The 22607-nt window shown below is 70.1% G+C and carries 25 protein-coding genes; 9 read left to right on the top strand and 16 right to left on the bottom strand.

The window, feature by feature from the left end; all coding sequences use genetic code 11:
• Window positions 1–75 precede the first annotated feature (75 nt).
• Entirely contained in the window at window positions 76–1470 is a 1395-nt protein-coding gene (locus KIH27_RS06890) for an NADP-dependent succinic semialdehyde dehydrogenase (protein WP_214092191.1), read from the top strand.
• 101 nt (window positions 1471–1571) lie between these two features.
• Here the strand turns inward: KIH27_RS06890 and KIH27_RS06885 are convergent, their stop codons facing one another.
• The 3 genes from KIH27_RS06885 to KIH27_RS06875 form a co-directional block, all read right to left on the bottom strand.
• Window positions 1572–2516 (bottom strand): R2-like ligand-binding oxidase, encoded by a 945-nt coding sequence (locus KIH27_RS06885; RefSeq protein WP_214092190.1) that lies wholly within the window; start codon window positions 2514–2516, stop codon window positions 1572–1574.
• Window positions 2513–3196 (bottom strand): TetR/AcrR family transcriptional regulator, encoded by a 684-nt coding sequence (locus KIH27_RS06880; RefSeq protein ID WP_214092189.1) that lies wholly within the window; start codon window positions 3194–3196, stop codon window positions 2513–2515. The genes KIH27_RS06885 and KIH27_RS06880 overlap by 4 nt, the downstream gene beginning before the upstream one ends.
• Before the next feature lie 83 nt (window positions 3197–3279).
• On the bottom strand, window positions 3280–3480 hold the full coding sequence (locus KIH27_RS06875) for a hypothetical protein (protein WP_214092188.1): 201 nt from the start codon (window positions 3478–3480) through the stop codon (window positions 3280–3282).
• Window positions 3481–3522: 42 nt separating this feature from the next.
• Here KIH27_RS06875 and KIH27_RS06870 point away from each other — a divergent pair, with 42 nt between their 5' ends.
• On the top strand, window positions 3523–4287 hold the full coding sequence (locus tag KIH27_RS06870; RefSeq protein ID WP_214092187.1) for an SDR family oxidoreductase: 765 nt from the start codon (window positions 3523–3525) through the stop codon (window positions 4285–4287).
• A gap of 7 nt (window positions 4288–4294) precedes the next feature.
• Here KIH27_RS06870 and KIH27_RS06865 read toward each other — a convergent pair whose 3' ends face one another.
• The 3 genes from KIH27_RS06865 to KIH27_RS06855 form a co-directional block, all read right to left on the bottom strand.
• On the bottom strand, window positions 4295–4798 hold the full coding sequence (locus KIH27_RS06865; protein ID WP_214092186.1) for a GNAT family N-acetyltransferase: 504 nt from the start codon (window positions 4796–4798) through the stop codon (window positions 4295–4297).
• 5 nt (window positions 4799–4803) lie between these two features.
• Window positions 4804–5085: a type II toxin-antitoxin system TacA family antitoxin gene (locus KIH27_RS06860; RefSeq protein ID WP_214092185.1), complete on the bottom strand. Its 282-nt coding sequence runs from the start codon at window positions 5083–5085 to the stop codon at window positions 4804–4806.
• 79 nt (window positions 5086–5164) lie between these two features.
• Complete coding sequence (locus KIH27_RS06855; RefSeq protein ID WP_214092184.1) at window positions 5165–6085, bottom strand: acyl-CoA thioesterase; 921 nt, start codon at window positions 6083–6085, stop codon at window positions 5165–5167.
• Window positions 6086–6153: 68 nt separating this feature from the next.
• On the opposite strand from KIH27_RS06855, the gene KIH27_RS06850 reads away from it, so the two are divergent.
• Window positions 6154–7131, top strand: a complete 978-nt coding sequence (locus tag KIH27_RS06850; protein WP_214092183.1) for a phosphotriesterase family protein — start codon at window positions 6154–6156, stop codon at window positions 7129–7131.
• Here KIH27_RS06850 and KIH27_RS06845 read toward each other — a convergent pair.
• Together KIH27_RS06845 and KIH27_RS06840 are read right to left on the bottom strand one after the other, a co-directional pair.
• On the bottom strand, window positions 7125–8126 hold the full coding sequence (locus KIH27_RS06845) for a pirin family protein (RefSeq protein WP_214092182.1): 1002 nt from the start codon (window positions 8124–8126) through the stop codon (window positions 7125–7127). The two genes, KIH27_RS06850 and KIH27_RS06845, sit on opposite strands and share 7 nt — an antisense overlap.
• Window positions 8123–8572: a MarR family winged helix-turn-helix transcriptional regulator gene (locus KIH27_RS06840; protein ID WP_250149709.1), complete on the bottom strand. Its 450-nt coding sequence runs from the start codon at window positions 8570–8572 to the stop codon at window positions 8123–8125. The genes KIH27_RS06845 and KIH27_RS06840 overlap by 4 nt, the downstream gene beginning before the upstream one ends.
• Before the next feature lie 82 nt (window positions 8573–8654).
• Here KIH27_RS06840 and KIH27_RS06835 point away from each other — a divergent pair, with 82 nt between their 5' ends.
• A complete protein-coding gene (locus tag KIH27_RS06835) occupies window positions 8655–9764 on the top strand; it encodes an LLM class flavin-dependent oxidoreductase (RefSeq protein WP_214092180.1) in 1110 nt (369 codons plus the stop codon).
• On the opposite strand, the gene KIH27_RS06830 is transcribed toward KIH27_RS06835, so the two are convergent.
• Window positions 9698–10855 carry an acyltransferase family protein gene (locus tag KIH27_RS06830; RefSeq protein WP_214092248.1) on the bottom strand — a complete coding sequence of 386 codons (1158 nt, stop codon included), beginning with the start codon at window positions 10853–10855 and terminating at the stop codon, window positions 9698–9700. The genes KIH27_RS06835 and KIH27_RS06830 overlap by 67 nt on opposite strands.
• Before the next feature lie 115 nt (window positions 10856–10970).
• Between KIH27_RS06830 and pgfA the strand changes: the two genes are divergently transcribed.
• The 3 genes from pgfA to KIH27_RS06815 all read left to right on the top strand — a co-directional run bounded on the left by pgfA (window position 10971) and on the right by KIH27_RS06815 (window position 14592).
• A complete protein-coding gene (gene pgfA, locus KIH27_RS06825) occupies window positions 10971–12203 on the top strand; it encodes a cell envelope lipid trafficking protein PgfA (protein ID WP_214092179.1) in 1233 nt (410 codons plus the stop codon).
• A 1-nt stretch (window position 12204) separates the two neighbouring features.
• Window positions 12205–13809 carry an MmpA family trehalose lipid delivery protein gene (locus KIH27_RS06820; protein WP_307856804.1) on the top strand — a complete coding sequence of 535 codons (1605 nt, stop codon included), beginning with the start codon at window positions 12205–12207 and terminating at the stop codon, window positions 13807–13809.
• Between the two features lie 189 nt (window positions 13810–13998).
• Window positions 13999–14592, top strand: a complete 594-nt coding sequence (locus tag KIH27_RS06815; protein ID WP_214092178.1) for an NYN domain-containing protein — start codon at window positions 13999–14001, stop codon at window positions 14590–14592.
• Window positions 14593–14674: 82 nt separating this feature from the next.
• On the opposite strand, the gene KIH27_RS06810 is transcribed toward KIH27_RS06815, so the two are convergent.
• From KIH27_RS06810 to KIH27_RS06800, 3 genes are read right to left on the bottom strand one after another with little or no spacing between them, the layout of a single operon-like run.
• On the bottom strand, window positions 14675–15829 hold the full coding sequence (locus tag KIH27_RS06810) for a glycosyltransferase family 4 protein (protein WP_214092246.1): 1155 nt from the start codon (window positions 15827–15829) through the stop codon (window positions 14675–14677).
• 13 nt (window positions 15830–15842) lie between these two features.
• Complete coding sequence (locus KIH27_RS06805) at window positions 15843–16202, bottom strand: DUF5615 family PIN-like protein (RefSeq protein WP_214092177.1); 360 nt, start codon at window positions 16200–16202, stop codon at window positions 15843–15845.
• The gene (locus KIH27_RS06800) at window positions 16199–16588 is read right to left on the bottom strand and encodes a hypothetical protein (RefSeq protein WP_214092176.1); all 390 of its coding nucleotides are present in this window, start codon (window positions 16586–16588) and stop codon (window positions 16199–16201) included. The genes KIH27_RS06805 and KIH27_RS06800 overlap by 4 nt, the downstream gene beginning before the upstream one ends.
• 51 nt (window positions 16589–16639) lie before the next feature.
• Between KIH27_RS06800 and KIH27_RS06795 the strand changes: the two genes are divergently transcribed.
• Window positions 16640–17407, top strand: a complete 768-nt coding sequence (locus tag KIH27_RS06795) for a class I SAM-dependent methyltransferase (protein WP_214092175.1) — start codon at window positions 16640–16642, stop codon at window positions 17405–17407.
• Between the two features lie 54 nt (window positions 17408–17461).
• Window positions 17462–18931: an aldehyde dehydrogenase gene (locus KIH27_RS06790; protein ID WP_214092174.1), complete on the top strand. Its 1470-nt coding sequence runs from the start codon at window positions 17462–17464 to the stop codon at window positions 18929–18931.
• Window positions 18932–18953: 22 nt separating this feature from the next.
• On the opposite strand, the gene KIH27_RS06785 is transcribed toward KIH27_RS06790, so the two are convergent.
• From KIH27_RS06785 to KIH27_RS06770, 4 genes are read right to left on the bottom strand one after another with little or no spacing between them, the layout of a single operon-like run.
• Entirely contained in the window at window positions 18954–19454 is a 501-nt protein-coding gene (locus tag KIH27_RS06785; RefSeq protein ID WP_214092173.1) for a hypothetical protein, read from the bottom strand.
• A gap of 27 nt (window positions 19455–19481) precedes the next feature.
• Window positions 19482–20084 carry an RES family NAD+ phosphorylase gene (locus tag KIH27_RS06780; RefSeq protein WP_214092172.1) on the bottom strand — a complete coding sequence of 201 codons (603 nt, stop codon included), beginning with the start codon at window positions 20082–20084 and terminating at the stop codon, window positions 19482–19484.
• Window positions 20081–20710 carry a hypothetical protein gene (locus KIH27_RS06775; protein ID WP_214092171.1) on the bottom strand — a complete coding sequence of 210 codons (630 nt, stop codon included), beginning with the start codon at window positions 20708–20710 and terminating at the stop codon, window positions 20081–20083. Before KIH27_RS06775 ends, KIH27_RS06780 begins: the two co-directional genes overlap by 4 nt.
• 32 nt (window positions 20711–20742) lie before the next feature.
• A complete protein-coding gene (locus KIH27_RS06770; RefSeq protein ID WP_214092170.1) occupies window positions 20743–22572 on the bottom strand; it encodes an acyl-CoA dehydrogenase in 1830 nt (609 codons plus the stop codon).
• Between the last annotated feature and the right edge of the window lie 35 nt (window positions 22573–22607).

Here is a 22607-nt window from a genome sequence, read left to right as displayed (position 1 = left end):
TGCTGGCAGTGTTTCGTGGCGAGCCTACGCTGGAGACCATTCCACCGGACCGACGAGCATCTACAGGAGGATCGCGTGCCCACGCCGACCCCGAAGACACCGATAGCCACGATCAACCCGGCCACCGGAGAGACGGTCAAGACCTTCACCGCGGCCACCGACGCCGAGGTCGACGCGGCGATCGCGACGGCGGCGGCCCGGTTCGCCGACTACCGGCACACCTCGTTCGCGCAGCGTGCCACCTGGATGCACGCCACCGCGGACCTGCTGGAGGCCGAGGCCGACGAGGTGGCGGCACTGATGACGCTGGAGATGGGCAAGACGCTGGCGTCGGCGAAGGCCGAGGCACTCAAGTGCGTCAAGGGTTTCCGTTATTACGCCGACCACGCCGAGACGCTGCTGGCCGACCAGCCGGCGGACGCGGCCACCGTCGGCGCGTCCCGGGCGTTCGCCCGCTACCAGCCGATCGGGGTGGTGCTGGCGGTGATGCCGTGGAACTTCCCGCTCTGGCAGGCGGTGCGGTTCGCCTCCGCGGCACTGATGGCCGGCAACGTCGGCCTGCTCAAGCACGCCTCCAACGTGCCGCAGACCGCGCTGTACCTGTCGGATGTGCTGGCCCGCGGCGGCTTCCCGGACGGCTGCTTCCAGACCCTGCTGATCGGTTCCGGCGCGGTCGAACGGGTGCTGCGCGATCCGCGGGTGGCCGCGGCGACGCTGACCGGCAGTGAGCCGGCCGGGCGTTCGGTGGCCGCGATCTGCGGCGACGAGATCAAGCACACCGTGCTCGAACTCGGCGGCAGCGACCCGTTCATCGTGATGCCGTCGGCGGACGTGGCCGCCGCCGCCGCCGTCGCGGTCACCGCCCGGGTGCAGAACAACGGCCAATCCTGCATTGCCGCAAAGCGTTTCATCGTGCACACCGACGTCTACGACGAGTTCGTCGCCGCGTTCACCGCGAAGATGGCGGCGCTGACCGTCGGCGATCCGACCGATCCTGGCGTCGACATCGGGCCGCTGGCCACCGAGTCCGGCCGGGCCGAGGTGGAACAGCTGGTCGATGCGGCCGTCGCCGCCGGTGCGGTGATCCGGTGCGGCGGTGGACGACTCGACGGGCCGGGCTGGTTCTACCCGCCGACGGTGCTCACCGACATCACCCGCGACATGGCGATCTACACCGAGGAGGTGTTCGGGCCGGTGGCGGCGGTGTATCGCGCCGCCGACATCGACGAGGCCATCGAGATCGCCAACGCCACCCCGTTCGGCCTCGGGTCCAACGCCTGGACCCGCGACGAGGGTGAGATCAGCCGGTTCGTCGACGGCATCGAGGCCGGGCAGGTCTACATCAACGGGATGACGACCTCGCACCCGGAACTGCCGTTCGGGGGGATCAAGCGCTCCGGGTACGGCCGGGAACTGGCCGGGGCCGGCATCCGCGAGTTCTGCAACCTCAAGACGGTGTGGGTGGCGTAGCGGATCCCGTTGAGTGTGCGCTGACGGCGGGGATCAACGCCGTTTCACCGCCGTCAGCGCACACTCAACATGGCGTACTCGAACTCGAACTCGCCGGGCGACTACGCCGAGGCGGCCAGCACCTGCGCGTCCTCGTCGGCGAAGGTGTCCTCCAGGTGCAGCGGGGTGTAGTCGACGTCGATCTCGCCGACCGGGCGACCGCGGGCGCTGCTGATCGTGCCGAACCGGCGCATGCCCTTGTCGGCGGAGTAGGCGACGAACTCGTCCACCGACAGACCGAACGGGATGTCGCCGTCGTCGTAGAGGGCGAACCCGTCCTGGGTGACGCCCAGCGCCAGCGGCAGCAGTTCGTTCATCTTCGCCTCGAACACGTCCCAGTTGGCGTCGTCGGCGGCGACGTGACGCCGGCAGGTGAACGTGCCCCAGGCCATGTGCCGGCGCTCGTCGTCGCCGATGTGCCGGACGAGTTGCTGCATGCCGGGCAGGATCTGACGCTCGACGCAGATCTTGTTCCAGGCGTAGTAGCCGGTCAGTGCCAGCATGCCCTCGACGATGTGGTTATAGGTCACCGACGCCCGGATCTGCGCCGCCGGAGACGGGTCCGTCAGCAGCGCGTCGAGGGCTTCCGGCAGTTTCTCGTAGAAGATCGCCCGGTACGACGGCAGGTCGTCGAGGAAGCAGTGCAGGTCCTCGGTGAGCCCGACGGCGTCGAGCCACAGCCGGAACGCCTGGGTGTGCTTGGCCTCCTCGAACGCGAACTGGGTCAGGTACATCTCGTCACCGAGCCGGCCCTCGGCGCGCATCGCGGCCATGAACGGCTGGATGTCCTGGGTGACCGACTCCTCGCCGGCGATGAACTGGGCGCACAGCCGGGTCGCCATCTCCCGGTCCCGGTCGGACAGCGCATCGAGGTCAGCCCGGTCGCGGGAGAAGTCGAGGCCGGCGGGATCCCAGAATTTCGCGTTGCCACCGGCGAACAGCTTGAGCGGCAGGCTGTTCCAGTTCAGGCCGCCGGCGGTCAGGGAGTCGAAGTGGGTGCGGGTCATGCGGTTACCTCCTTGGAATCGTCACGGCGGCGGGCTGTTTCGCCGCCGAAAGCCGCTTGCAGGACGGCGACCAGCCGTCGCACCGCCAGGGCGGGCTGTTCCGGGGTCGGTTCGTCCAGGCCCAGGATGGGGTCGATGCCGCGCAGGTAGGGTGCCAGCGCCAGGTGCGGCAGGATCAGCAGCAGCAGCGACAGCAGCGCGTCGACGTCGGCGTCGGCACGCAGGTCACCGCGGACCTGCGCGTCGCGGACCAGGGGGCGCAGCACCTCCAGGTAGTGCCGGTGGATGACGCCGCGCACGCTGATCCGCGCATCGGTGTCGACCTCGAGGCTGGCTGCGGCGTGCAGGGACCGGTCCCGGGGATGCTCGGCGAAATAGGCCACCCAGACGTCGAGGATGTCGGTGAGGAACGCGAAGAACGGCCGGGTCGGGTCGAGGTCGACGATCCGGCCCTCCATGTGGGCGCGGACCCGCTGACCGGCGACGTCGGCGATGTAGGCGTACAGGTCGCGTTTGTCGGCGAAGTACTGGAACAGGCTGCCCTTGGCGACTTTCGCGCGCCGGGCGATCACGTTCAGGCTGCCGCCGGAGAAGCCGTGCGCCCCGAATTCGGCCTCGGCGGCCGCCAGCACCGCCGCCCGCCGCGCCGGGTCGACCCGCGCCCAGGTGACTGTCGGCATCCGACCACCTCCTCGCTGAAATGACCACTGGTCATTCTAGCGTGATGCGGGTCACAGCGCCCGGTTTTGCCCGGCTCCGAGATTCAGAGCCCTGTGTCGCGCAGCGCCCGGTCCAGCAGCGGCCGGTGCAGCGTGAACCACGTGCGGGGCGTCACCAGCCAGCCCGGGTTCACCGCCAGCGTGACGATCAGGACCACCGGCAGCGCGACCAGGGTCGCCCGTCGACGCTGACTCAGGGCGACGACGAGCACCGCCGTCAGTCCGCCGCCGTACAGCAGCAGCACAGCGGCCGATCCTGCCAGACCGCCCGTCCTATAGTCGTTTTCGTGAAGATCGCCGTGCTCGGAGCCACCGGAACCATCGGCCGCATGATCACGCGGGACCTGGAGTCCGCCGGCCACACGGTGGTTGCGGCGAGCCGCAGCGCCGGCGTCGACGTGCTCACCGGCGTCGGACTCGAAAAGGCTTTCACCGGAGTCGATGTGGCCGTCGACTGCCTGAACGTCGAGACGATGAGCGCCAAGCGGGCCGTCCGGTTCTTCACCGACACGGCCACCCATGTCGTGCGGGCCGCCGAGCGGGCCGGGGTGCGTCGGATCGTCTGCGTCTCGATCGCCGGCGCCACCGACCGACGCGTCAACAAGCGGTTCGGCTACTACCGCGGCAAGGCCGCCCAGGAAGACGTCTACCGGGCCGCGTCGGTTCCGGTGACGATCATCCACTCCACCCAGTGGTTCGAACTGGTCCCGCAGATCGTGCGGCGGGCCAGTTTCGGTCCGCTCGCGGTGCTGCCGAAGATGCTGATGGCCGGCGTCGCCGCCGAACGGGTCGCCGCCCTGGTCTGCAGCGAGATCGAAGCGGTCGCTGAAGGCGACCGCACCGTGGCGATCCGCGGGCCGGAGGTGGCCACCACCGCCCAACTGGTCCGGGCGATGCTCGCCGCGAAGGGTGACCTCGACGGGATTCGCCCGCGGCTGATCACCGAGGTGCCACTGTTCGGCAGCGCAATCTCCGGCGGTGGGCTGATCCCCGACGACGCGATCGTCGACGACGTGACCCTGGCGGCGTGGCTGTCGGCAACGGGCGGGTAGCTCACCGTCACACCGGTGGCGTGATCGCGGCTTCGATATCCGCAATCTTCTGCACGAGCAGCAGGCTGGCAGGAATCCGGCGAAAACCCAGCGACTGGTAGAAGCGGGTCGCGTTCTCGTGCAAGGCGTCGACCACAACCAGTCGTGCGCCGACGGTGCAGGTGGCCTCGACGATACGCTCGAGCACGCCAGCGACCGGGACTGCCCCTAATCCCTTCCCCTGCAACGCGTTCGACAACGCCAGCCGGGCGACGAGGACGGCCGGGATCTCCACCGGCCCGCCCCGCCCGATCCTGCCGGGAACAGCCGAGCGTGCGACCTTGTGGGCCGCCAGTGCGTAGTAACCGACCACCGCGCCGGACGGATCGACCCAGACCCAGGTGCGCGCGGTGCGCCGAGCACCCGATTGGGCAGCCTGCTCACGCAACCAGGCGTCCAGGGACGGCTCACCGCACGCGAATTCGCTCACATCGTGTTTGTCAGGATCGAAACGCTGGGAGCGGTAGCGCATTCCGATCAGTCGCGCATGACCATGTCGCGAGCGCGCTGGGCCGCCGACGCAAGAGCGACGTTCGGCACGGGCGGGGCATCCAGGGCGTCGAGCAGTTCGTCGAAGAACTCAGGGGGCACGGTGGTGGTGGCTTCGTATTCACGGAGCACCCGCTCGGCCTTCTCCTCGGCGGCGGCGCGGGCGAACTCGCTAACCGTCTCATCGACGAGGGCGGCCGCGCGGTCGATCGCCGTTTTACTCTCCGGCCGGACCCGGAACTCCAGGCGAGCAGAAGCGGTCGACGGCATGACCCCACCTCCTGTGTCCGGTCAAGTGTGCGGACATCCGGTGCGATTGTCGATCACTCTTCGGTCGACCCTCACAGCCTCACGCCGAGGAACGGCTGAGCACCTCCGCGAGTTGCAGCGCGTGCCGGTCCAGCCGCTGGTCCTCCTCGGTGACCGGCTCCCACTTCGGTACCGCCGCCGCCCGCCCGTCGTCGCCGATCGCGGCGAAGATCGTCATCGCATGTGCGGCAACGTATCCCGCACCGGTGCGGACATCCGACGACTTGACGTGCACGCTGATGTACAGCCGGGTCGCCGAGGTGTGGATCAGCCGGGCCCGCACCTCGATCATGTTGCCGATCATGACCGGCTTGTAGAAGCGGATACCGCTGATTCGCGAGGCCACCACCGGTTCCCGCGTCCACTGCGACGCGCACAGGTATGCAGCCTCGTCGATCCAGCGCATCACCTTGCCGCCGTGAACTTTTCCACCCCAGTTGACGTCGGTGGGGGCGGCCAGGAACCGCAGCACACCGCACGGCGCGGAGGTGTCGTCGCCGTAGTGCTGTGCGGCGATGGCGGCGTCGATGTCGGCACGCATCCCCGCGCGCTTGCGGGCGGCCTCCTGCAGGCGGCGGTCGGCGTCGGTCTGCGGTTCGAAGGCCGGCACCGGCACCGGTTTCGCATCGTCGTCGACGGCGATGAACACCGCCAGGCACTGCGCGGTCCGGCTCAACTCCCCGGTGCGCGGATCACCGGAGGACACCGTGACCACGATGTTCATGCTGGTCCGCCCGGTGAGCACCACCCGGGCGCTGATCTCGACGAGTTCGCCCACCGTGATGGGCCGGGCGAACTTGATGTCGCCGATGAACGCGGTCACGCAGTACCGGCCGCTCCACTCCGACGCGCAGGCGTAACCGGCCTTGTCCACCCATTCCAGGACGTGCCCGCCGTCGATGCGCGCGCCGTAACCGATGTCGGTGGCCTTCGCCAGGAACCGCAGCGTGGTCGTCGGCATCGTCTCCCCCTTCAGGTATCGCCATCGATTCTCGGCGAGAACCGGCGGCATCTCCCTACTATCAAGCAATGTCACAGCTGAGCACCGCCCGGGGACCGATCGACACCGCGAACCTGGGCGTCACGCTGATGCACGAGCACGTCTTCGTGATGACCACCGAGGTCGCCCAGAACTACCCGGAGGCGTGGGGCGACGAGGACGCGCGGGTGGCCGACGCGGTGCGCCGGCTCAACGAACTCAAGGCCGTCGGGGTGGACACGATCGTGGACCTGACCGTGATCGGGCTGGGCCGCTACCTGCCGCGGATCGCCCGGGTGGCCGCACAGACCGAGTTGAACATCGTGGTGGCCACCGGCGTCTACACCTACAACGACGTGCCGTTCTGCTTCCACTACCTCGGGCCGGGCACCCCGTTCGACGGCCCGGAGATCATGACCGAACTGTTCGTCCGCGACATCGAGCAGGGCATCGCCGACACCGGCATCAAAGCGGCGATCCTCAAGTGCGCCACCGACGAACCGGGCGTCACCCCCGGGGTGGAGCGGGTGCTGCGGGCGGTCGCCCAAGCACATCGGCGCACCGGGGTGCCGATCTCCACCCACACCCATGCCGGGTTGCGGCGCGGCCTGGAGCAGCAGCGGATCTTCGAATCCGAGGGGGTGGACCTGTCCCGGGTGGTGATCGGGCACTCCGGGGACTCGACCGACCTGGGCTACCTGGAGGAGCTGATCGCCGCCGGATCGTACCTGGGCATGGACCGGTTCGGCATCGACACGATCCTGCCGTTCGAGGACCGGGTGAACACGGTGGCGGCGATGTGCGAGCGCGGGCACGCCGACAAGATGGTGCTCTCGCACGATGCGATGTGCTATTTCGACGCGCTGCCGGAGGAACTGCTGCCGGTGGCCGCGCCGAACTGGAACTACCTGCACATCCACCGCGACGTGATCCCGGCGCTGAAGGCCCGCGGTGTCACCGACGAACAGTTGCGCACGATGCTGGTGGACAACCCGCGGCGGATCTTCGAGCACTCCGGCGGCTACTGAGACCGGTTGCCGCGCGGCCGGATTCGCACCGGCGGCAGCACCGGCGCCGGCAGCCGTTCGATCCCGCTCGACCCGGCCCGGTATCCGTCGACCCGGCCGAACCGCTCGGTCTCACGCTGCCAGTCCGCCCGGAACGCGACGATCTCGTCGTGGCTGCGGCCGACGAAGTTCCACCACATCACGATCTCCTCGTCGAACGGCGCACCGCCCAGCAGCAGGGCTCGGCCCGCGGTCCCGGTCGGGTTGTGCACCGCCAGGGTGGACGCCCCGGTGCCGACGTAGCCGAGTTCGCCGCGAGCCAGGGCGGTGTCTCCGAGTAGCAGCTCGGCACTGTCGGCCAGCAGGCCGTGCTCGAAGTCCGGCACCACCGCAAGCTCCACCCGGGCGCCCGGGCCGACGGTGATCTCGGCGCCCACCAGCGGGGTGAAGGTCCGCACCGGCGACACCTGACCCGCCAGCGCCCCGAGGAACACCCGCACCCACGCACCGTCGACCTCGACCGCCGGCGGCACGTAGTGCTGGAAGTCGCGCGGCGCGTCGCGGGCCGCATCGGGCAGCGCCACCCACAGCTGCGCCCCGTGCAGGATCGTCGTCGCCGGCGTGGACACCTCCGAGTGGCAGATGCCGCGGCCGCCGGTCATCAGGTTCAGCTCACCCGGCCGGACGACGGCGTGCACACCGCCGGAGTCGCGGTGCTCGATCTCGCCGCTGAACAGCCAGCTCACGGTCTGCAGTCCGGTGTGCGGGTGCGGAGGCACCATCATGCCGCCGGTGACCGAGACGTCGTCGGGGCCGTAGTGGTCGGCGAAGCACCAGGCGCCGACCATCGACCGCTGCCGCTGCGGCAGCGTGCGGCGCACGGCCATGGCGCGCGGTCCACCGAGGGGCACCTCGCGGGCGGACAGCACCTCCACCACCGGGTGTCCCGCGTCGTCGACCGGGCAGGACCCGCACTCGCCGAGCAGCTCGGCCGGATGCTCCTCGGTGTTGCTCACGGGCCGGCCGTCAGGGAGGCGTGCAGTCGGGTGAAGACCCGCTCGATGCAGGGCAGTTCGTCCGGCGCGATCTGGTCGAGGAACAGCCGCTGCACCGCCGCCGCATGCCGGGGCGCCGCGGCCCGCAGGGTCTCCCATCCGGTGGCGGTGAGCACCGCCCGGTAGCCGCGACCGTCGTCGGGGGCGGCCTCCCGGATCACCAGGCCGCGTTTGATCATCGAGTTCACCTGATAGGTCATCCGGCTGCGGGAGAACACCATCCGCTCGGCCAGTTCGCTCATCCGCAGTCGCCGCTGCGGCGCTTCGGAGAGCACCACCAGCAGGTGGTAGTCGAACAGCGTGAGTCCGGCTTCGGCGCGCAGCGCCTCGTCGAGGAGTGTCTGCAGGCGCAGGCTGGCCTCGATGTAGGCGGCCCAGGCGCGCAGTTGAGCGTGATCGAGCGGCATGGTCATCACCTCCGGAATAACCAGTCAACCAGCCGGTGTTCAGGTAGTCAAGATTTGAATTACCTTACCGAAGGAGCCCACCATGCAGTTCGGTGTCTTCAGCGTCGGCGATGTCACCGTCGACCCCACCACCGGCCGCGCCCCCACCGAGGCGGAGCGGATCAAGGCGATGACGGCCATCGCCGAAAAGGCCGAAGAGGTCGGCCTGGACGTGTTCGCCACCGGTGAACACCACAACCCGCCGTTCGTGCCGTCGTCGCCGACGACTCTGCTGGGCTACATCGCCGGCCGCACCGAGAAGATCATCCTGTCCACCGCCACCACCTTGATCACCACCAACGACCCGGTGAAGATCGCCGAGGACTTCGCGATGCTGCAGCATCTAGCCGACGGCCGCGTAGACCTGATGCTCGGGCGCGGCAACACCGGTCCGGTGTATCCGTGGTTCGGCAAGGACATCCGCGACGGCATGCCGCTGACCGTGGAGAATTACGGTCTGCTGCACCGGCTGTGGCGCGAGGACGTGGTGGACTGGCAGGGCAGGTTCCGCACGCCGCTGCAGTCGTTCACCGCGACCCCCCGACCACTGGACGGGGTGGCGCCGTTCGTCTGGCACGGCTCGATCCGCAGCCCGGAGGTCGCCGAACTGGCCGCCTATTACGGCGACGGGTTCTTCGCCAACCACATCTTCTGGCCCACTGAGCACTCCCAGCGGATGGTCGGGCTGTATCGCGAACGGTTCGAGCACTACGGGCACGGTTCGGCCGATCAGGCGGTCGTCGGGCTCGGCGGGCAGGTGTTCCTGCGGCGCAACTCCCAGGACGCCGTCAACGAGTTCCGGCCGTACTTCGACAACGCCCCGGTCTACGGGCACGGCCCGTCGCTGGAGGAGTTCACCGAGCAGACCCCGCTGACCGTCGGCAGCCCGCAGCAGGTGATCGACAAGACGCTGACGTTCCGCGAGCACGTCGGCGACTACCAGCGCCAGCTGTTCCTGGTCGACCACGCCGGCCTGCCGCTGAAGACGGTGCTGGAGCAGCTGGAGCTACTCGGCGGCGAGGTGATCCCAACGCTGCGTAAGGAGTTCGACGCGGCCCGGCCGGCGCACGTGCCGGACGGCCCGACTCACGCCGGGCTGGTCGCCGCGACCGGATCGCCGAGGACCGGCGCCGGGGTCAGTGCCGGGGAGTGATGCCGGGTCTCCCAGCCGCGCAACCGTTCCCGGCACGGCTGCTCCACCAGCGCGTAGCTCACCGCCGCGATCGCGACGGTGAACACCATCGTCAGCACCAGCACCACCGCCATGTCCCCGGTGAACGCGAACTTGCCGATCACCGGGAACACCATGTCCAGTGCGGCCAGGTGCCAGATGAAGATGCCGTAGGACCAGCGGCCCAGCGTCACCATCGGGCCGCTGCCCAGGAACCGGTGCGCCGTGTCGGGGGTGTCCAGCACCAGCGGCGCCAGCAGGCTCCACGCCAGCACCCCGCCCATCGCGGTGCGGACGATGAACTGGTTGACGGTCGCCGGGGTCAGCCCCTCCGGGCCGGCCAGCGGGGAGGCGGCCACCACGAACGCGACCACGGTCACCAGCGCCATCAGCCAGCGGCGCCGGGCCAACCGGTGCACCCAGCCGAGGGGTTCGTACGTCCACTCCGCCAGCAGCATCCCGGCCCCGAACCAGCAGCCGTAGGCCGGCGCCCAGTTCAGCGGGTTCACCCCGTAGGGGGTGTGGATCGGCAGGAAGCCCCAGCCCAGGCTGAGCAGTGCCACCGCGGCGATCACCGGCACCCGGGCGCGCACCGGTAGCCGTCGCGCGCCCAGCGCGAGCAGCGGCAGGGCTATATAGAAGCTCACCTCGACGGCCAGGCTCCACATCTGGGTCAGCCCCGGTGTCAGCGTCAGCGGCACGTAGATCTGGGTCATGGTCAGGTTGGCCAGCCACACGGTCAGGCTGGTACCGCCGGCGTCGGGCAGCAGGGCCAGGATCACCACCACCGACACCAGGTAGGCGGGCATGATGCGGACCACGCGGGAGCGCAGGTAGTGCCCGGCCGGCGGCGCATCGCGCAGCCCGCGGGCGGCCGCGGCATGCCCCCGCCACAGCAGAAACCCGCTCAGCGCGAAGAACACCGCCACCGCCATGTCGAAGCGGCCCCACAGTCGGCCGCTGATGCCGGTGGAGTGTCCGGTCTGGAACGCGACGTGGGTGATGACGACGCCGATGGCGGCGCAGGCGCGCATTCCCTCGACAGCCGGCAGGAAGCTGCGGGCACCGCCCATCTGCTGGTTGATCTGATTTGTGTCCGAAGCGCCGATGGACACACAGTAGCGGCTTTAATTTCTGCTGTTAGGGTCGAACAGGTTTTATCCGGGGTCAATAGGAGGATGCGGCGACGTGAACCGGGCAGTCATGATGCGTATCGCGGCATGCGCAGTCATGGGTCTCGGTGCCGCCCTGCTGATCGCCGCGCTGCTGCTGTCCACCTACACCGTGGGCAAGATCGCCAAGATTCCACTCGACATCGACACCACGCTGATCAGCACCGGCACCGGCGCCGCACTCGACCCGGAGTCCCTGCTGACCGAGCACGCCGTCGTCGACCCGGACGTCCAACTGGTGGCCCAGGAGCAGATCGACGTCGAGACCCCCGCCAATGCCGACGTGGTGACGCTGCAGGCCGGATCGTCGCTGCGGCGCGCGGACAAGCAGAAGGACGCCGGTCTGCTGCTGGCGATCGTCGACACCGTGACCCTGGACCGCAGCACCGCCGAAGCCGTCTCCGATGACGCGCACGCCGGCGGTTATGTGCAGAAGCCCCGGAGCTTCGACGACGACAGCCCGCCGACCAACATCGCGCTGCCGCACGAGGGCCTGTCCTACCGGTTCCCGTTCCACACCGAGAAGAAGTCCTACCAGTACTTCGACGCGATCGCCCAGCGGGCGTTCGAGGCGAACTACGAGGGTGAAGAGGACGTCAACGGGCTGACCACCTACCGGTTCACCCAGAACATCGGCTACGACGCCGACGGCACGCTCGCCGAGCCGGTGCGCTACCCGTCACTGCACGGCCACGACGAGGACGGCGAGATCACCGCGCCGGCGCGGATGTGGAACCTCGAAACCGAGGATCCCGAGGAAGACGTCACGATGACGCGGTACTACGCCGTCCAGCGGACGATGTGGGTGGACCCGGTGTCCGGCACCATCGTGAAGTCCAAGGTGCACGCCAACCACTACTACGCCCGGGACCCGCTCAAGCCGGAGATGGCGCTGGTCGACTACACCGTCTCCAGCACCGAGGAGACCGTGGAGGCGCAGGTCAACGCGGCCCGCGACGAGCGGGACCGGCTGGCGCTGTGGTCGCGGATCCTGCCGATCACCTTCACCGCCGCGGGCCTGATCGCCCTGGTCGGCGGTGTCCTGGTCGGCTGGTTCAGCCTGCCGGCCGAATCCGCCCTGGGCCGTCGTCGCCCGGACGGCGCCGACGAGGGGCTGTTCGGCGGCATCCCGCGCAAGAGCACCCCGGCCGAGCAGTCGTCCGGCGCCGAGGCCGAGACCGAGAAGCTGCCCGCGCAGCGGCCGCACCTGGAATCCTCCGAGTCGAACCCGACTCCCGACCAGTCGTAGCGTGTTCCGGCGCTGGCTGGCACCGGCGTACGCGCTGGGGCTGACCGCGCTGCTGCTGGCGCCGCTGCTGCGGCCCGGCTACCTGCTGCTGCGCGACGCGGTGTCCACGCCGCGGTCCTATCTGACCGACGCCGCCCTGGGCGTCGGGGAGGGTGCCCCGCGGGCGGTCCCGCAGGACTTCGCGGTCGCACTGGGGTCGCATCTGGTCGACGGCGGGGTCCTGGTCAAGGCGGTGCTGTTCGCCGGGGTGTGGCTGGCCGGGTGGGGCGCGGCACGCCTGGTCGTTGTGGTGCTGCCGACAGCCGGTGTGGGCGGGCAGTTGGCGGCGGCCACGCTCGCGGTCTGGAATCCCTACGTCGCCGAACGGCTGCTGCAGGGGCACTGGAGTCTGCTGGTCGGTTACGGCTGCCTGCCGTGGGTGGCGGCGGCGGTGCTGCGGATGCGGACCGGGGAGCCTTCGCTGTTCGCGCTGGTGTTCTTCGTCGCGGTGGCCGGGTTGACGCCGACCGGGCTGATCCTGGCCGCGGTGACGGCCCTGGCGTGTGCGGGACTGCGCCGGCTGGGGGTCGTGCTGGCGATTGCGGTGGCGGCTGCGCTGCCGTGGGCGGTGGCGTACGCGCTGCACCCGGTGACCGCGCCGGCCGACCCTACCGGGGTGCCGGCGTTCGCGGCGCGGGCCGAACCCGGCCTGGGCACGCTGGGCAGCGTGGCCGGGCTGGGCGGCATCTGGAACGCCGACGCGGTGCCCGGTTCGCGGACGACGCTGTTCGCGGTGGTGGCGACGCTGGTGCTGCTCGGCGTGGTGGCCGTCGGGTTGCCGACGGTGTGGCGACGACGGGCGGCCCGCCCGCTGCTGGTGCTGGCCGCAGTGGCGGTGCTGCTGATCGCGGTGTCCGCGACCGGGCCGGGTTTAGTGGTACTGCAGCGCCTGATCGAGGCCGTCCCCGGCATGGGGGTGCTGCGTGACGGGCAGAAGTGGGTGGCGCTGGCGATGCCCGGCTACGCGCTGGCCGCCGCCGGCGCGACGATGGTGTTTCGGCGGCTGACGGTCCCGATAACCGTCGGGATCTGCACGGCACTGATCGCGGTGCTGCCGGATCTCGCCTGGGGAGTCTGGGGCCGCGTCGAGCCGGTGCGCTACCCGGCGGCCTGGCCGGCGGTGGCCGCGACCATCAACGCCGACCCGCACCCGGTGGCGGTGCTGCCGGCCGGTGTGATGCGCCGGTTTCCCTGGGCGGGGCCGACGCCGGTGCTCGACCCGCTGCCCCGCTGGGTGCGCGCCGAGGTGCTGTCCACCGGCGACCTGGACGTGGGGGGTGCGACCGTGCTCGGAGAGGGCGCCCGCGCCCGCACCGTGCAGGACCTGCTGCTGGCCCCCGGATTCGACCCGGCCGACCCGGCCGCTCTGCGCGACGCCGGGGTGGGCTGGCTGGTGGTGGAGGGGCCGGCGGATCTGACGCTGTCCCGGATCGGCGGCGACACCCCCGGGGCACCGGCCGACCGGCGACGGGCCGCGCTGGCGGCGCACCTGGTGTGGTTGGGGTTGCTGGTGGCGGGGGTGACGGGGATGGTGCTGCAATCGCTCCAGCGTGCCCGGCGCCGCTGACGACCGTGACCGCGTCGGGCAGGGGCATCTGTTGTGCCCGCCTCCCCGCGACAACCCGCGCCCCGGCCAGGCCCGGCCACCGCACTGCGGCCCCGCCCCGCCTCACCTAACACCTGTTGTCGCGCAGAGGCGGGCACAAGAGCAGGTACTGAAGTGCCCGACGCTTCTCCGGGCACTACCGTCCGTCGCATGCGGGTAGGCGTCTACATCGACGGGTTCAACCTCTACTACGGCGGCAAGTTCCTTTGCGGCCCGAGTACCGCGGGCTGGCGCTGGCTGGATCTGCGAAAACTCGCCGGCGGCCCGATCGCCGACCACGTCACCCGAACGGCCCGCGTCCCACTGGCCACACCCGGCAAACGGAACCGGCCAGTGATTACCAACCCTGGCGGTCCGGTGATGGTCAAGAACGGTAACGGTCACGACGACCCCAACGCCCGGTTCATCGTCTCAGTGGCCCGTCGAGAAGAGAAGGGTTCCGACGTAAACGTCGCCGCTCACCTGCTGCTGGACGTCCTCCTCGGGCAGCCGGGCAACCCACCGATCGAGGCGGCCGTCGTGATCAGCAACGACAGTGACCTCAGATTCCCGATTGAGCAGGCCCGAAGACTGATTCCGGTGGGGCTGATCAACCCGACGCGCAGCTACACGGCTGGCGCCCTACGCGCGTCGGCCACCACCGGCGCCGGAAACCACTGGTGGTATCGGATGAACGCCGCCGACTTCTACGCATGCCAACTCGCCGACCTCACAGGTGGCGTCACCAAACCACCACCGTGGTGAATCCATACCCGGCACGAAAAAACCCGCCCCCAGAGGGGACGGGTGGTATGCGAATAGCCTAGCAGACCTGTCGCGGCCGGTCTCAGACCACGCCGCTGCGGTACTCCCGGGCGCACACCGCGGTGAGTACGTCGTGCATCGCGTCGGCGCTCTGCCGCCAGGAGAACTCCGCGCTGCGGGCCTGCGCCTTGGCGCCGAGTTGCTCGCGCAGCACCGCGTCGTTCAGCAGCCGTTCGAGCTGCGTCACCAGGTGGTCGCGGTCGTCGACCAGCAGGCCGGTGACCCCGTCGACGATCGAGTCGGTCAGCCCGCCCGCGGACCGGTAACCGATCGTCGGCACGCCGTGCTGGCCGGCTTCGATGACGGCCAGCCCCCAGCCCTCCTTGGCCGACGGCAGCAGCTGGACCCAAGCCCGATGCACCAGTTGATGTTTGGTGGCCTCGTCGACGTGGCCGTGGAACGTCACCAGGTCGCCGATGCCCAGCGCGGCGGCGTGGTCGACAAGCCGCTGCTGCCACCAGCCGCCGCCGATCACGTCCAGGTGCAGCCCTGGCACCCGGGCGCGCAGCACGGCAACCGCGTCGAGGGCGTCCTCGATCTGCTTGTGCGGCACCAGCCTCGACAGCACGACCACGGTCGGCGCCGCCGCCCGCTCGCCGGCCAGCGTCTGCGCCGGGGCGTCGTCCAGACCGTTGCGGACCACCGCGATCCGGTCGGTGCCCACCCCCAACTCGGCCAGGTCCCACGCGGACGGCAACGACACCGTGACGTACTGGTTGCGCCGGTTCAGCAATGGCGACAGCCACGATTCGACCAGCCAGCCGATCCGGCTGAGCACCGGCCCGGCCACCGGCCACTGCTCGCGGTGGCAGTGGTGCACCAGCATCGCGACCCGGCGTCCGTAGATCAGCCGGGCCAGGAACGGCAGGCCGTTCTGGGTGTCGATCACCGCGTCCGGCCGCAGCCCACGCAGCGAGCCGACGCCGATCCGGGCGCCGGCCATCGCGGCCAGCGCCCACAGGTACACGGTGTAGGGGCCGCCGCGGCGGCTGATCCGCACCCCGTCGACGGTCTCGGATTTCGCCGCACCCGGGTAGCGGGCGGTGCGCAGGGTGACTGCGACCCCGGCCGCGGCCAGTTCGGCGCCGATGCGCTGCAGGTAGGTCTCGCTGCCGCCGCCCTGCGGGTGCCCGGTGTCGCGCCAGCACAGCAGCAGCACGCTGCGGACTCCCGACACCCCGGACACAGCACTACAGAGTAGTCGGCGAGTTCAGGTAGACGGTTCGATCCTCGAGTTGCTCGTCGGCGACCGCCGCGACGGCGGTCACCAGGGCACCGATCCCCGACGGCCGACGGGAGAACCGCGCTGAGAGCGCCACCAGCAATCCTGTGTGATGGCCGCCGGCGATGAGGTGCTCCGCGGCGATCCGGGTGAAATCTCCGACGTTCTCGGTGAGGATCGCAAACCCAGCTGCCACCGCGGTGGCGAACACATCGGTATCGGGCCGGCCGGCGAGGCCGAGGTGCCCAGCGGTGGTCGCCCGGACACCCACAGCGGCAAGCCCCTCAGCCAGGGCGGGCGGGTACATCTCGTCGAGAAGCAGCCTCACCGCACGTCGGCTGCGGTCGTCTCAGCACGGTGCAACGCGATGCGGGCCTCGATCTCCTCCGGATAGTCGGCCCGGTAGGCCAGCACGGCGTCGATCTGCGCGCGCGCTACGGCACCGTCTGCGGCCAGTTCAGCCGCCGGGTCCGACACTTCTCCGAGGTCATCGATCCACAGCGCGACCTCCCAGACGTCGGGTCCGCCGATCAGACCGGCGCGGCGGCCGGTCGGTCCGTCGCGGAAGGTGACCAGCGGATGTTCGTCGCGCCGCGTCCCCTCCTCGGCATAGCGTCGCAACCGGTCGGACAGGCTCTCACCAGCTGCGCGGGCACGCAGCCGCAGCCGCTCCGCGAGCCGATCGTCGAGGCGCACCGAAACGTTCAGGGACATGTATGCAGTGTTGCACTTTGTCGACGGTCCCGTGGTCATAGGCTGCACCGCGTGGCCGTGACCGATCTCTTCGCACGCCGGGCCACCCTGACCCGCTCGGTCGGACTGCTCGGGCAGTTCCGCTACGAGCAGACCGACCCGGCCCGGTTCTACGGCGCCCTGGCCGACGACACCGCAGCCATGGTCACCGACCTGTGGCGCGGCGCCGGCGGCGGCGATCCGGCGGGCCGCACCCTGCTCGACGTCGGCGGCGGTCCCGGCTATTTCGCCAGCGCGTTCACCGCGGCCGGTCTGCGCTACATCGGCGTGGAGCCCGACCCGACCGAGATGCACGCCGCCGGCCCGGTCACCGCGCACTCCCCCGGCAGTTTCGTGCGGGCCTCCGGAATGGCGCTGCCCTTCGCCGACGCCAGTGTGGACATCACGCTGTCCTCGAACGTCGCCGAGCACGTGCCGCGACCCTGGCGGCTGGGTGACGAGATGCTGCGGGTCACCCGTCCCGGTGGCCTGGTGGTGCTGTCCTACACGGTGTGGCTGGGGCCGTTCGGCGGGCACGAAATGGGCCTGACGCACTACCTCGGCGGGCACCGCGCGGCGGCGCGCTACACCCGCCGGCACGGCCATCCACCGAAGAACAACTACGGTTCGTCGCTGTTCGCGGTGTCGGCGGCCGCCGGGCTGAACTGGGCGCGCAGCACCGGGGCCCTGGTCGCCGCGTTCCCCCGCTACCACCCGCGATGGGCCTGGCGGCTGACCTCGGTGCCGGGGCTGCGGGAGTTCGCGGTGAGCAATCTGGTGCTGGTCCTGCGTCCTTGCTGACCGTTTGACTGGAACAAGTTCTAATTGTTGTCCCCGCTGGGTAGGGTGACGACCATGACGCAGATCACCCCCACCGAATACGACAAGCTCTTCATCGGCGGCGCATGGGTCGCCCCCGCCACCGACCAGGTGATCGAGGTGCACTCGCCGGCCACCGGCGAGTACGTCGGCAAGGTGCCGCTGGCGACCAAGGCCGACGTCGACGAGGCGGTCGCGACGGCGCGGTCGGCGTTCGACAACGGCCCGTGGCCGTCGACCCCGCCGGCCGAGCGGGCCGCGGTGATCGCCAAGGCGGTCGAGTTGATGGAGGCCCGCAAGGACCACTTCACCAAGCTGCTCGCCGACGAGACCGGCCAGCCGAGCATCACCGTGGAGACCATGCACTGGGCCGGTTCGATGGCCTCGCTGAACTTCTACGCCGGCGCCGCGGACAAGGTCAGCTGGAAAGAGACCCGCACCGGGGTGTTCGGGCAGACCATCGTCACCCGCGAGCCGATCGGCGTCGTCGGGGCGATCGTGGCCTGGAACGTGCCGCTGTTCCTGGCGGTCAACAAGATCGCCCCGGCGCTGCTGGCCGGCTGCACGATCGTGCTCAAGCCGGCCGCCGAGACCCCGCTGACCACCAACGCGCTGGCCGAGGCGTTCGCCGATGCCGGCCTGCCCGCCGGGGTGCTGTCGGTGGTGCCCGGCGGCATCGAGACCGGTCAGGCACTGACCGCCAACCCCGACGTCGACCTGTTCACGTTCACCGGCAGTTCCGCGGTCGGCAAGGAGGTCGGCAAGCTGGCCGCCGACCGGCTCAAGCCGTGCACGCTGGAGCTCGGCGGCAAGTCCGCGGCGATCGTGCTCGACGACGTGGACCTGGCGTCGGCGGTGCCGATGCTGGTGTTCTCCGGGGTGATGAACGCCGGGCAGGGCTGCGTGAACCAGACCCGGATCCTGGCGCCGCGGTCCCGCTACGACGAGGTGGTCGAGGCCGTCAGCAACTTCGTGTCGATGCTGCCGGTCGGCCCGCCGTCCGACCCGGCCGCCCAGATCGGGCCGCTGATCTCCGAGAAGCAGCGCACCCGGGTGGAGGGTTACATCAAAAAGGGCGTCGAGGAGGGTGCGCGGCTGGTCTGCGGCGGTGGCCGGCCGGAGGGGCTGGACTGCGGCTACTTCGTGTCTCCGACGGTCTTCGCCGACGTCGACAACAAGATGACGATCGCCCAGGAGGAGATCTTCGGGCCGGTGCTGTCGATCATCGGCTATGACACCGAGGACGACGCGGTCGCGATCGCCAACGACTCGGTGTACGGGCTGGCCGGCAGTGTGTGGACCTCCGACGTGCCGCACGGCATCGAGATCAGCCAGCGCATCCACACCGGCACCTACGGGATCAACTGGTACGCGTTCGACCCGGGTTCGCCGTTCGGCGGCTACAAGAACTCCGGCATCGGCCGGGAGAACGGCCCGGAGGGCGTGGAGCACTTCACCCAGCAGCGCAGCGTGCTGCTGCCGATGGGTTACACGATCGACGCCTGAGCGGACTTCCGGCGGCGGCGGCTCACTCGTTGAGCTGCCGCCGTCGGCGTCGTTCCTGCAGGCACCGGGCCACCTCGGTGCGGTAGAACGCCTCGTCGCGGCCGCCGGCGGTGAACAGCCGGGCGCCCAGCGCATCTCGCAGGCCCACGATCGACGGCTCCTCGTCGGTGGTGGCGTTGTCCAGGACCCAGTCGACGGCCGCCTCGCTGCCCTGCTCGCGGCAGATCCGGTCGGCCTGCCGAGCGGCGGCCCGTCGGTGGAACCGGGCGAACCCGGTCTTCGCCCAGGACCGGACCGCGAACGCCTCCAGGTCCAGCAGTTCGCGCAGGATCGAAAGCGGGCCGTCCGCAAGGTTTTTGAACCGTTCGACGTCGGCAAACGCCAGCGTACCGTCGGGTCGCCGGACCCTCTCGACGTCCGGTTCCACCGCCACCGCGCCGCGGCCCTTCGCCAGTTCATGCGCCCACCGGACGATGGTGTAGCCGTGGTCGGGCAGCCGGTACTTCCTGGTGTGGGTCTCCACGGTGATCGAGCGTAGTCACCGCACCGCTCACCAACGGCCGGCGACCGGGTCGTCGAATCGGTCGTAGCGGCCGTCGGCCTGCCACTGCTGCAGCGCACGGTGCGGGGCGCCGAACCAGCGGACGTGCGCCGCCACCTCCGCGGCGGGGCGCGCGGCGTCGCTGAGATGGCCGGTCCGCACCTCCTCCGGCGTCACCGGCTCCCACAGGTAGGGATGCAGCACCCGAATGCCGAACACGATCAGGTTGTCGGTGCCGGCCAGCGCCGCCGACGGCACGATCATCGCGTCGGCGCCGGTGGCACGCATCCGCTCGGCGAGCGCCTGCGTCGGGGCGTAGTCATCGCCGACAAGGTCGGCCGCCGTGCAGCCGTGGGCGGTCGCGTCGGCGAAATCGATCCGCACCACCCGTTCAAGGTCCAGTTCGGCGACCCACAGGTTCAGCACCACCTCGTCGGGGTCACCGTGCGGTCCGACGTTGTGCCGCAGCATCTCCGCGGCCGGGCCGAGCGGGTGCAGCGCCAGGTACTGGACGATATCCACGCCGGCGCGATGGAATCGCCCCGACCGGCCGCTGGGGAACGACCACCACGGTGAGTCGTAGGCGGCGTGCCGAAATGCGGTGTAGCTCACGCGGTCATGGTGCGGGCGGCATTGGCCGCCCCGAGCAGCCGCGGGTAGTTCAACGGGTCGTCGAGCAGGTCGATCGGCCGGCGGCGCAGCACCGGATGCTTGCGCTCGAACCAGGCCACCACGCCCGGACCGGTGAACGTGTGGCGCAGCTGGTTGACGAGGTTGGCCACCACCCGAATTCGGGCCGCATCGCCGGCGGCTGGCTGCGGGCCGTCGTCGGCGAGCCAGCGCTGCAACTGACGCACCGAGACCCCGAGCAGGTCGGCCAGGGTCTTCTGCGGGGCGCTCAGCACCTCGGCGGTGCGGGCGAGCACGTCGCGAATCGGTGCGCCGTCGTCACAGGGCCGGTCGTCGACGATGTCGCGCAGTGCGTGGCGGAACTGCTCCAGCGCGACCCGTACCTCACGACGCCGCCGATCGGCGTCTTCCTGGCGCAGCGCCTTGCTCGCGCTGAACGCGGCCTCCCACAGCGCCGACGCAAGGTGCGGATCAACCTCCTGCACGGCGATCGAGTCGAAGCTGTCGATCAGCTCGCCGACTTCGGCCGGCACCGTCGTCGACCGGCGGAGCCGGCCGGTCGCATCGTTGACCCGCTCCAGCAGATCCACCAGCGCTGTCGTAGTCATGTCGTCATGGTACGACGCATTTACGACATTCGTCAGAAGTCGTCTTCGCCCAACTCCATCACGTCGAGGTCGATACCCTCCAGGGTCTGCCGGTCCGAACCCAGCCGGGGCAGCACGGTGCGGGCGAAGAACTTCGCCGCCAGCACCTTCCCGCGGTAGAAGGCCTCGTCGTCAGCGTCGGGGCCACCGGCCAGCGCCGTCGACGCGACCTCCGCCTGCCGCAGCAGCAGCCACCCGATCACCAGGTCGCCGACGGCCAGCAGGAACGGCACCGAGGCCAGCCCCACCCGGTACAGCTCCCGGGTGTCCTGCTGGGCGCCGAGCAGATACCCGGTCATGGTGGTGACCATGGCCCGCACCTCGTCGAGCGCCTGCGCCAGCGCCTTGCGGGTGTCGGCCAGATCCGCGGCGCCGTCGCCCAGCGCCGCCTCGATCTGCTCCACCAGGTGCGCCAGCGCCGCGCCGCGGTCCCGGGCGATCTTGCGGAAGAAGAAGTCCTGCGCCTGGATGGCGGTGGTGCCCTCGTACAGCGAGTCGATCTTCGCGTCGCGGATGTACTGCTCGATCGGGTAGTCCTTGAGATAGCCGGAGCCGCCGAACGTCTGCAGCGAATCGGTCAGGTACTGATACGCACGCTCGGAGCCGACGCCCTTGACGATCGGCAGCAGCAGGTCGTTGACCCGGACGGCCATCTCCGCGTCGGCACCCGAGACGATCGCGGCGACGGTCGGGTCGTGGTGCGCGGCGGTGTACAGGTACAGCGCCCGCAGCCCCTCGGTGTAAACCTTCTGCATCAGCAGGGCGCGGCGCACGTCGGGGTGGTGGATGATCGTCACCCGCGGTGCGGTCTTGTCGGTCATCTGGGTCAGGTCCGCACCCTGGATGCGGGTCTTCGCGTAGTCCAGCGCGTTCAGGTAACCGGTCGACAGGGTGGCGATCGCCTTGGTGCCCACCAGCATTCGCGCGTACTCGATGACCTTGAACATCTGGGCGATGCCGTTGTGGACGTCGCCGACCAGCCAGCCCTTCGCCGGTGTCCCGTGCTGCCCGAACGTCAGCTCGCAGGTGGCCGAGGCGTTCAGGCCCATCTTGTGCTCGACGTTGGTGACGTACACCCCGTTGCGCTCCCCCGGCGCACCGGTCTCCGGGTCGGGCAGGAATTTCGGCACCAGGAACAGGCTGAGCCCCTTGGTGCCGGGCCCGGCGCCCTCCGGCCGGGCCAGCACCATGTGCATGATGTTCTCGAACAGGTCGTCGGTGTCGCCGTTGGTGATGAACCGCTTGACCCCGTCGATGTGCCAGCTGCCGTCGGGCTGCTCGGCGGCCTTGGTCCGCCCGGCGCCGACGTCGGAGCCGGCGTCCGGTTCGGTGAGCACCATGGTGGCACCCCAGTTGCGTTCCAGCGCCAGCTCCGCCCAGTGTTTCTGCTGAGCGTTGCCGATGCTGTGCAGGATGTCGGCGAACAGCGGGCCCACCAGATACATCTGCGCCGCGGGGTTGGCGCCGAGCGCGAATTCGCTGATCCCCCAGACCAGCATCGCCGGTGCCGGCACCCCGCCGACCTCCTCGCACAGCCCGATCCGGAACCATTCGCCGGCCTGCCACGCCCGCAGGGATTCCTTGAACGGCTCCGCGAGGGTGACGGTGTGCGTGGCCGGGTCGAACGCCGCCGGTTGGCGGTCTCCGGCCGCGAACGACTCCGCCAGCGGGCCTTCGGCCAGCCGCGCGGCCTCGGCGAGCATCTGCCGCACCGTATCGCCGTCCAGATCGCCGAACTCGCCGCCGGCCAGGCATTGTTCGAGCTGCAGCAACTCGAAAAGGTTGAACTCCAAGTCGCGCACGTTGCTCCGGTAGTGACCCATGCGTTCAAGCATGCTCCCCGACGGCGCCGGGTTAC

This window comes from Mycolicibacter acidiphilus, assembly GCF_018455725.1.
GTDB classification, from domain to species: domain Bacteria; phylum Actinomycetota; class Actinomycetes; order Mycobacteriales; family Mycobacteriaceae; genus Mycobacterium; species Mycobacterium acidiphilum.
The sequence above is the reverse complement of the archived record's forward strand: the minus strand, read 5'-3'. Positions and strand labels throughout refer to the sequence as shown.

Coding starts and splice junctions, on each gene's coding strand:
- KIH27_RS06885 (WP_214092190.1), bottom strand. CDS start 2,516: ATGACCCGCACCCACTTCGACTCCCTGACCGCCGGCGGCCTGAACTGG.
- KIH27_RS06880 (WP_214092189.1), bottom strand. CDS start 3,196: ATGCCGACAGTCACCTGGGCGCGGGTCGACCCGGCGCGGCGGGCGGCG.
- KIH27_RS06865 (WP_214092186.1), bottom strand. CDS start 4,798: ATGCGCTACCGCTCCCAGCGTTTCGATCCTGACAAACACGATGTGAGC.
- KIH27_RS06860 (WP_214092185.1), bottom strand. CDS start 5,085: ATGCCGTCGACCGCTTCTGCTCGCCTGGAGTTCCGGGTCCGGCCGGAG.
- KIH27_RS06855 (WP_214092184.1), bottom strand. CDS start 6,085: ATGCCGACGACCACGCTGCGGTTCCTGGCGAAGGCCACCGACATCGGT.
- KIH27_RS06850 (WP_214092183.1), top strand. CDS start 6,154: ATGTCACAGCTGAGCACCGCCCGGGGACCGATCGACACCGCGAACCTG.
- KIH27_RS06840 (WP_250149709.1), bottom strand. CDS start 8,572: ATGCCGCTCGATCACGCTCAACTGCGCGCCTGGGCCGCCTACATCGAG.
- KIH27_RS06835 (WP_214092180.1), top strand. CDS start 8,655: ATGCAGTTCGGTGTCTTCAGCGTCGGCGATGTCACCGTCGACCCCACC.
- KIH27_RS06830 (WP_214092248.1), bottom strand. CDS start 10,855: ATGGGCGGTGCCCGCAGCTTCCTGCCGGCTGTCGAGGGAATGCGCGCC.
- KIH27_RS06815 (WP_214092178.1), top strand. CDS start 13,999: ATGCGGGTAGGCGTCTACATCGACGGGTTCAACCTCTACTACGGCGGC.
- KIH27_RS06800 (WP_214092176.1), bottom strand. CDS start 16,588: ATGTCCCTGAACGTTTCGGTGCGCCTCGACGATCGGCTCGCGGAGCGG.
- KIH27_RS06790 (WP_214092174.1), top strand. CDS start 17,462: ATGACGCAGATCACCCCCACCGAATACGACAAGCTCTTCATCGGCGGC.
- KIH27_RS06775 (WP_214092171.1), bottom strand. CDS start 20,710: ATGACTACGACAGCGCTGGTGGATCTGCTGGAGCGGGTCAACGATGCG.
- KIH27_RS06770 (WP_214092170.1), bottom strand. CDS start 22,572: ATGGGTCACTACCGGAGCAACGTGCGCGACTTGGAGTTCAACCTTTTC.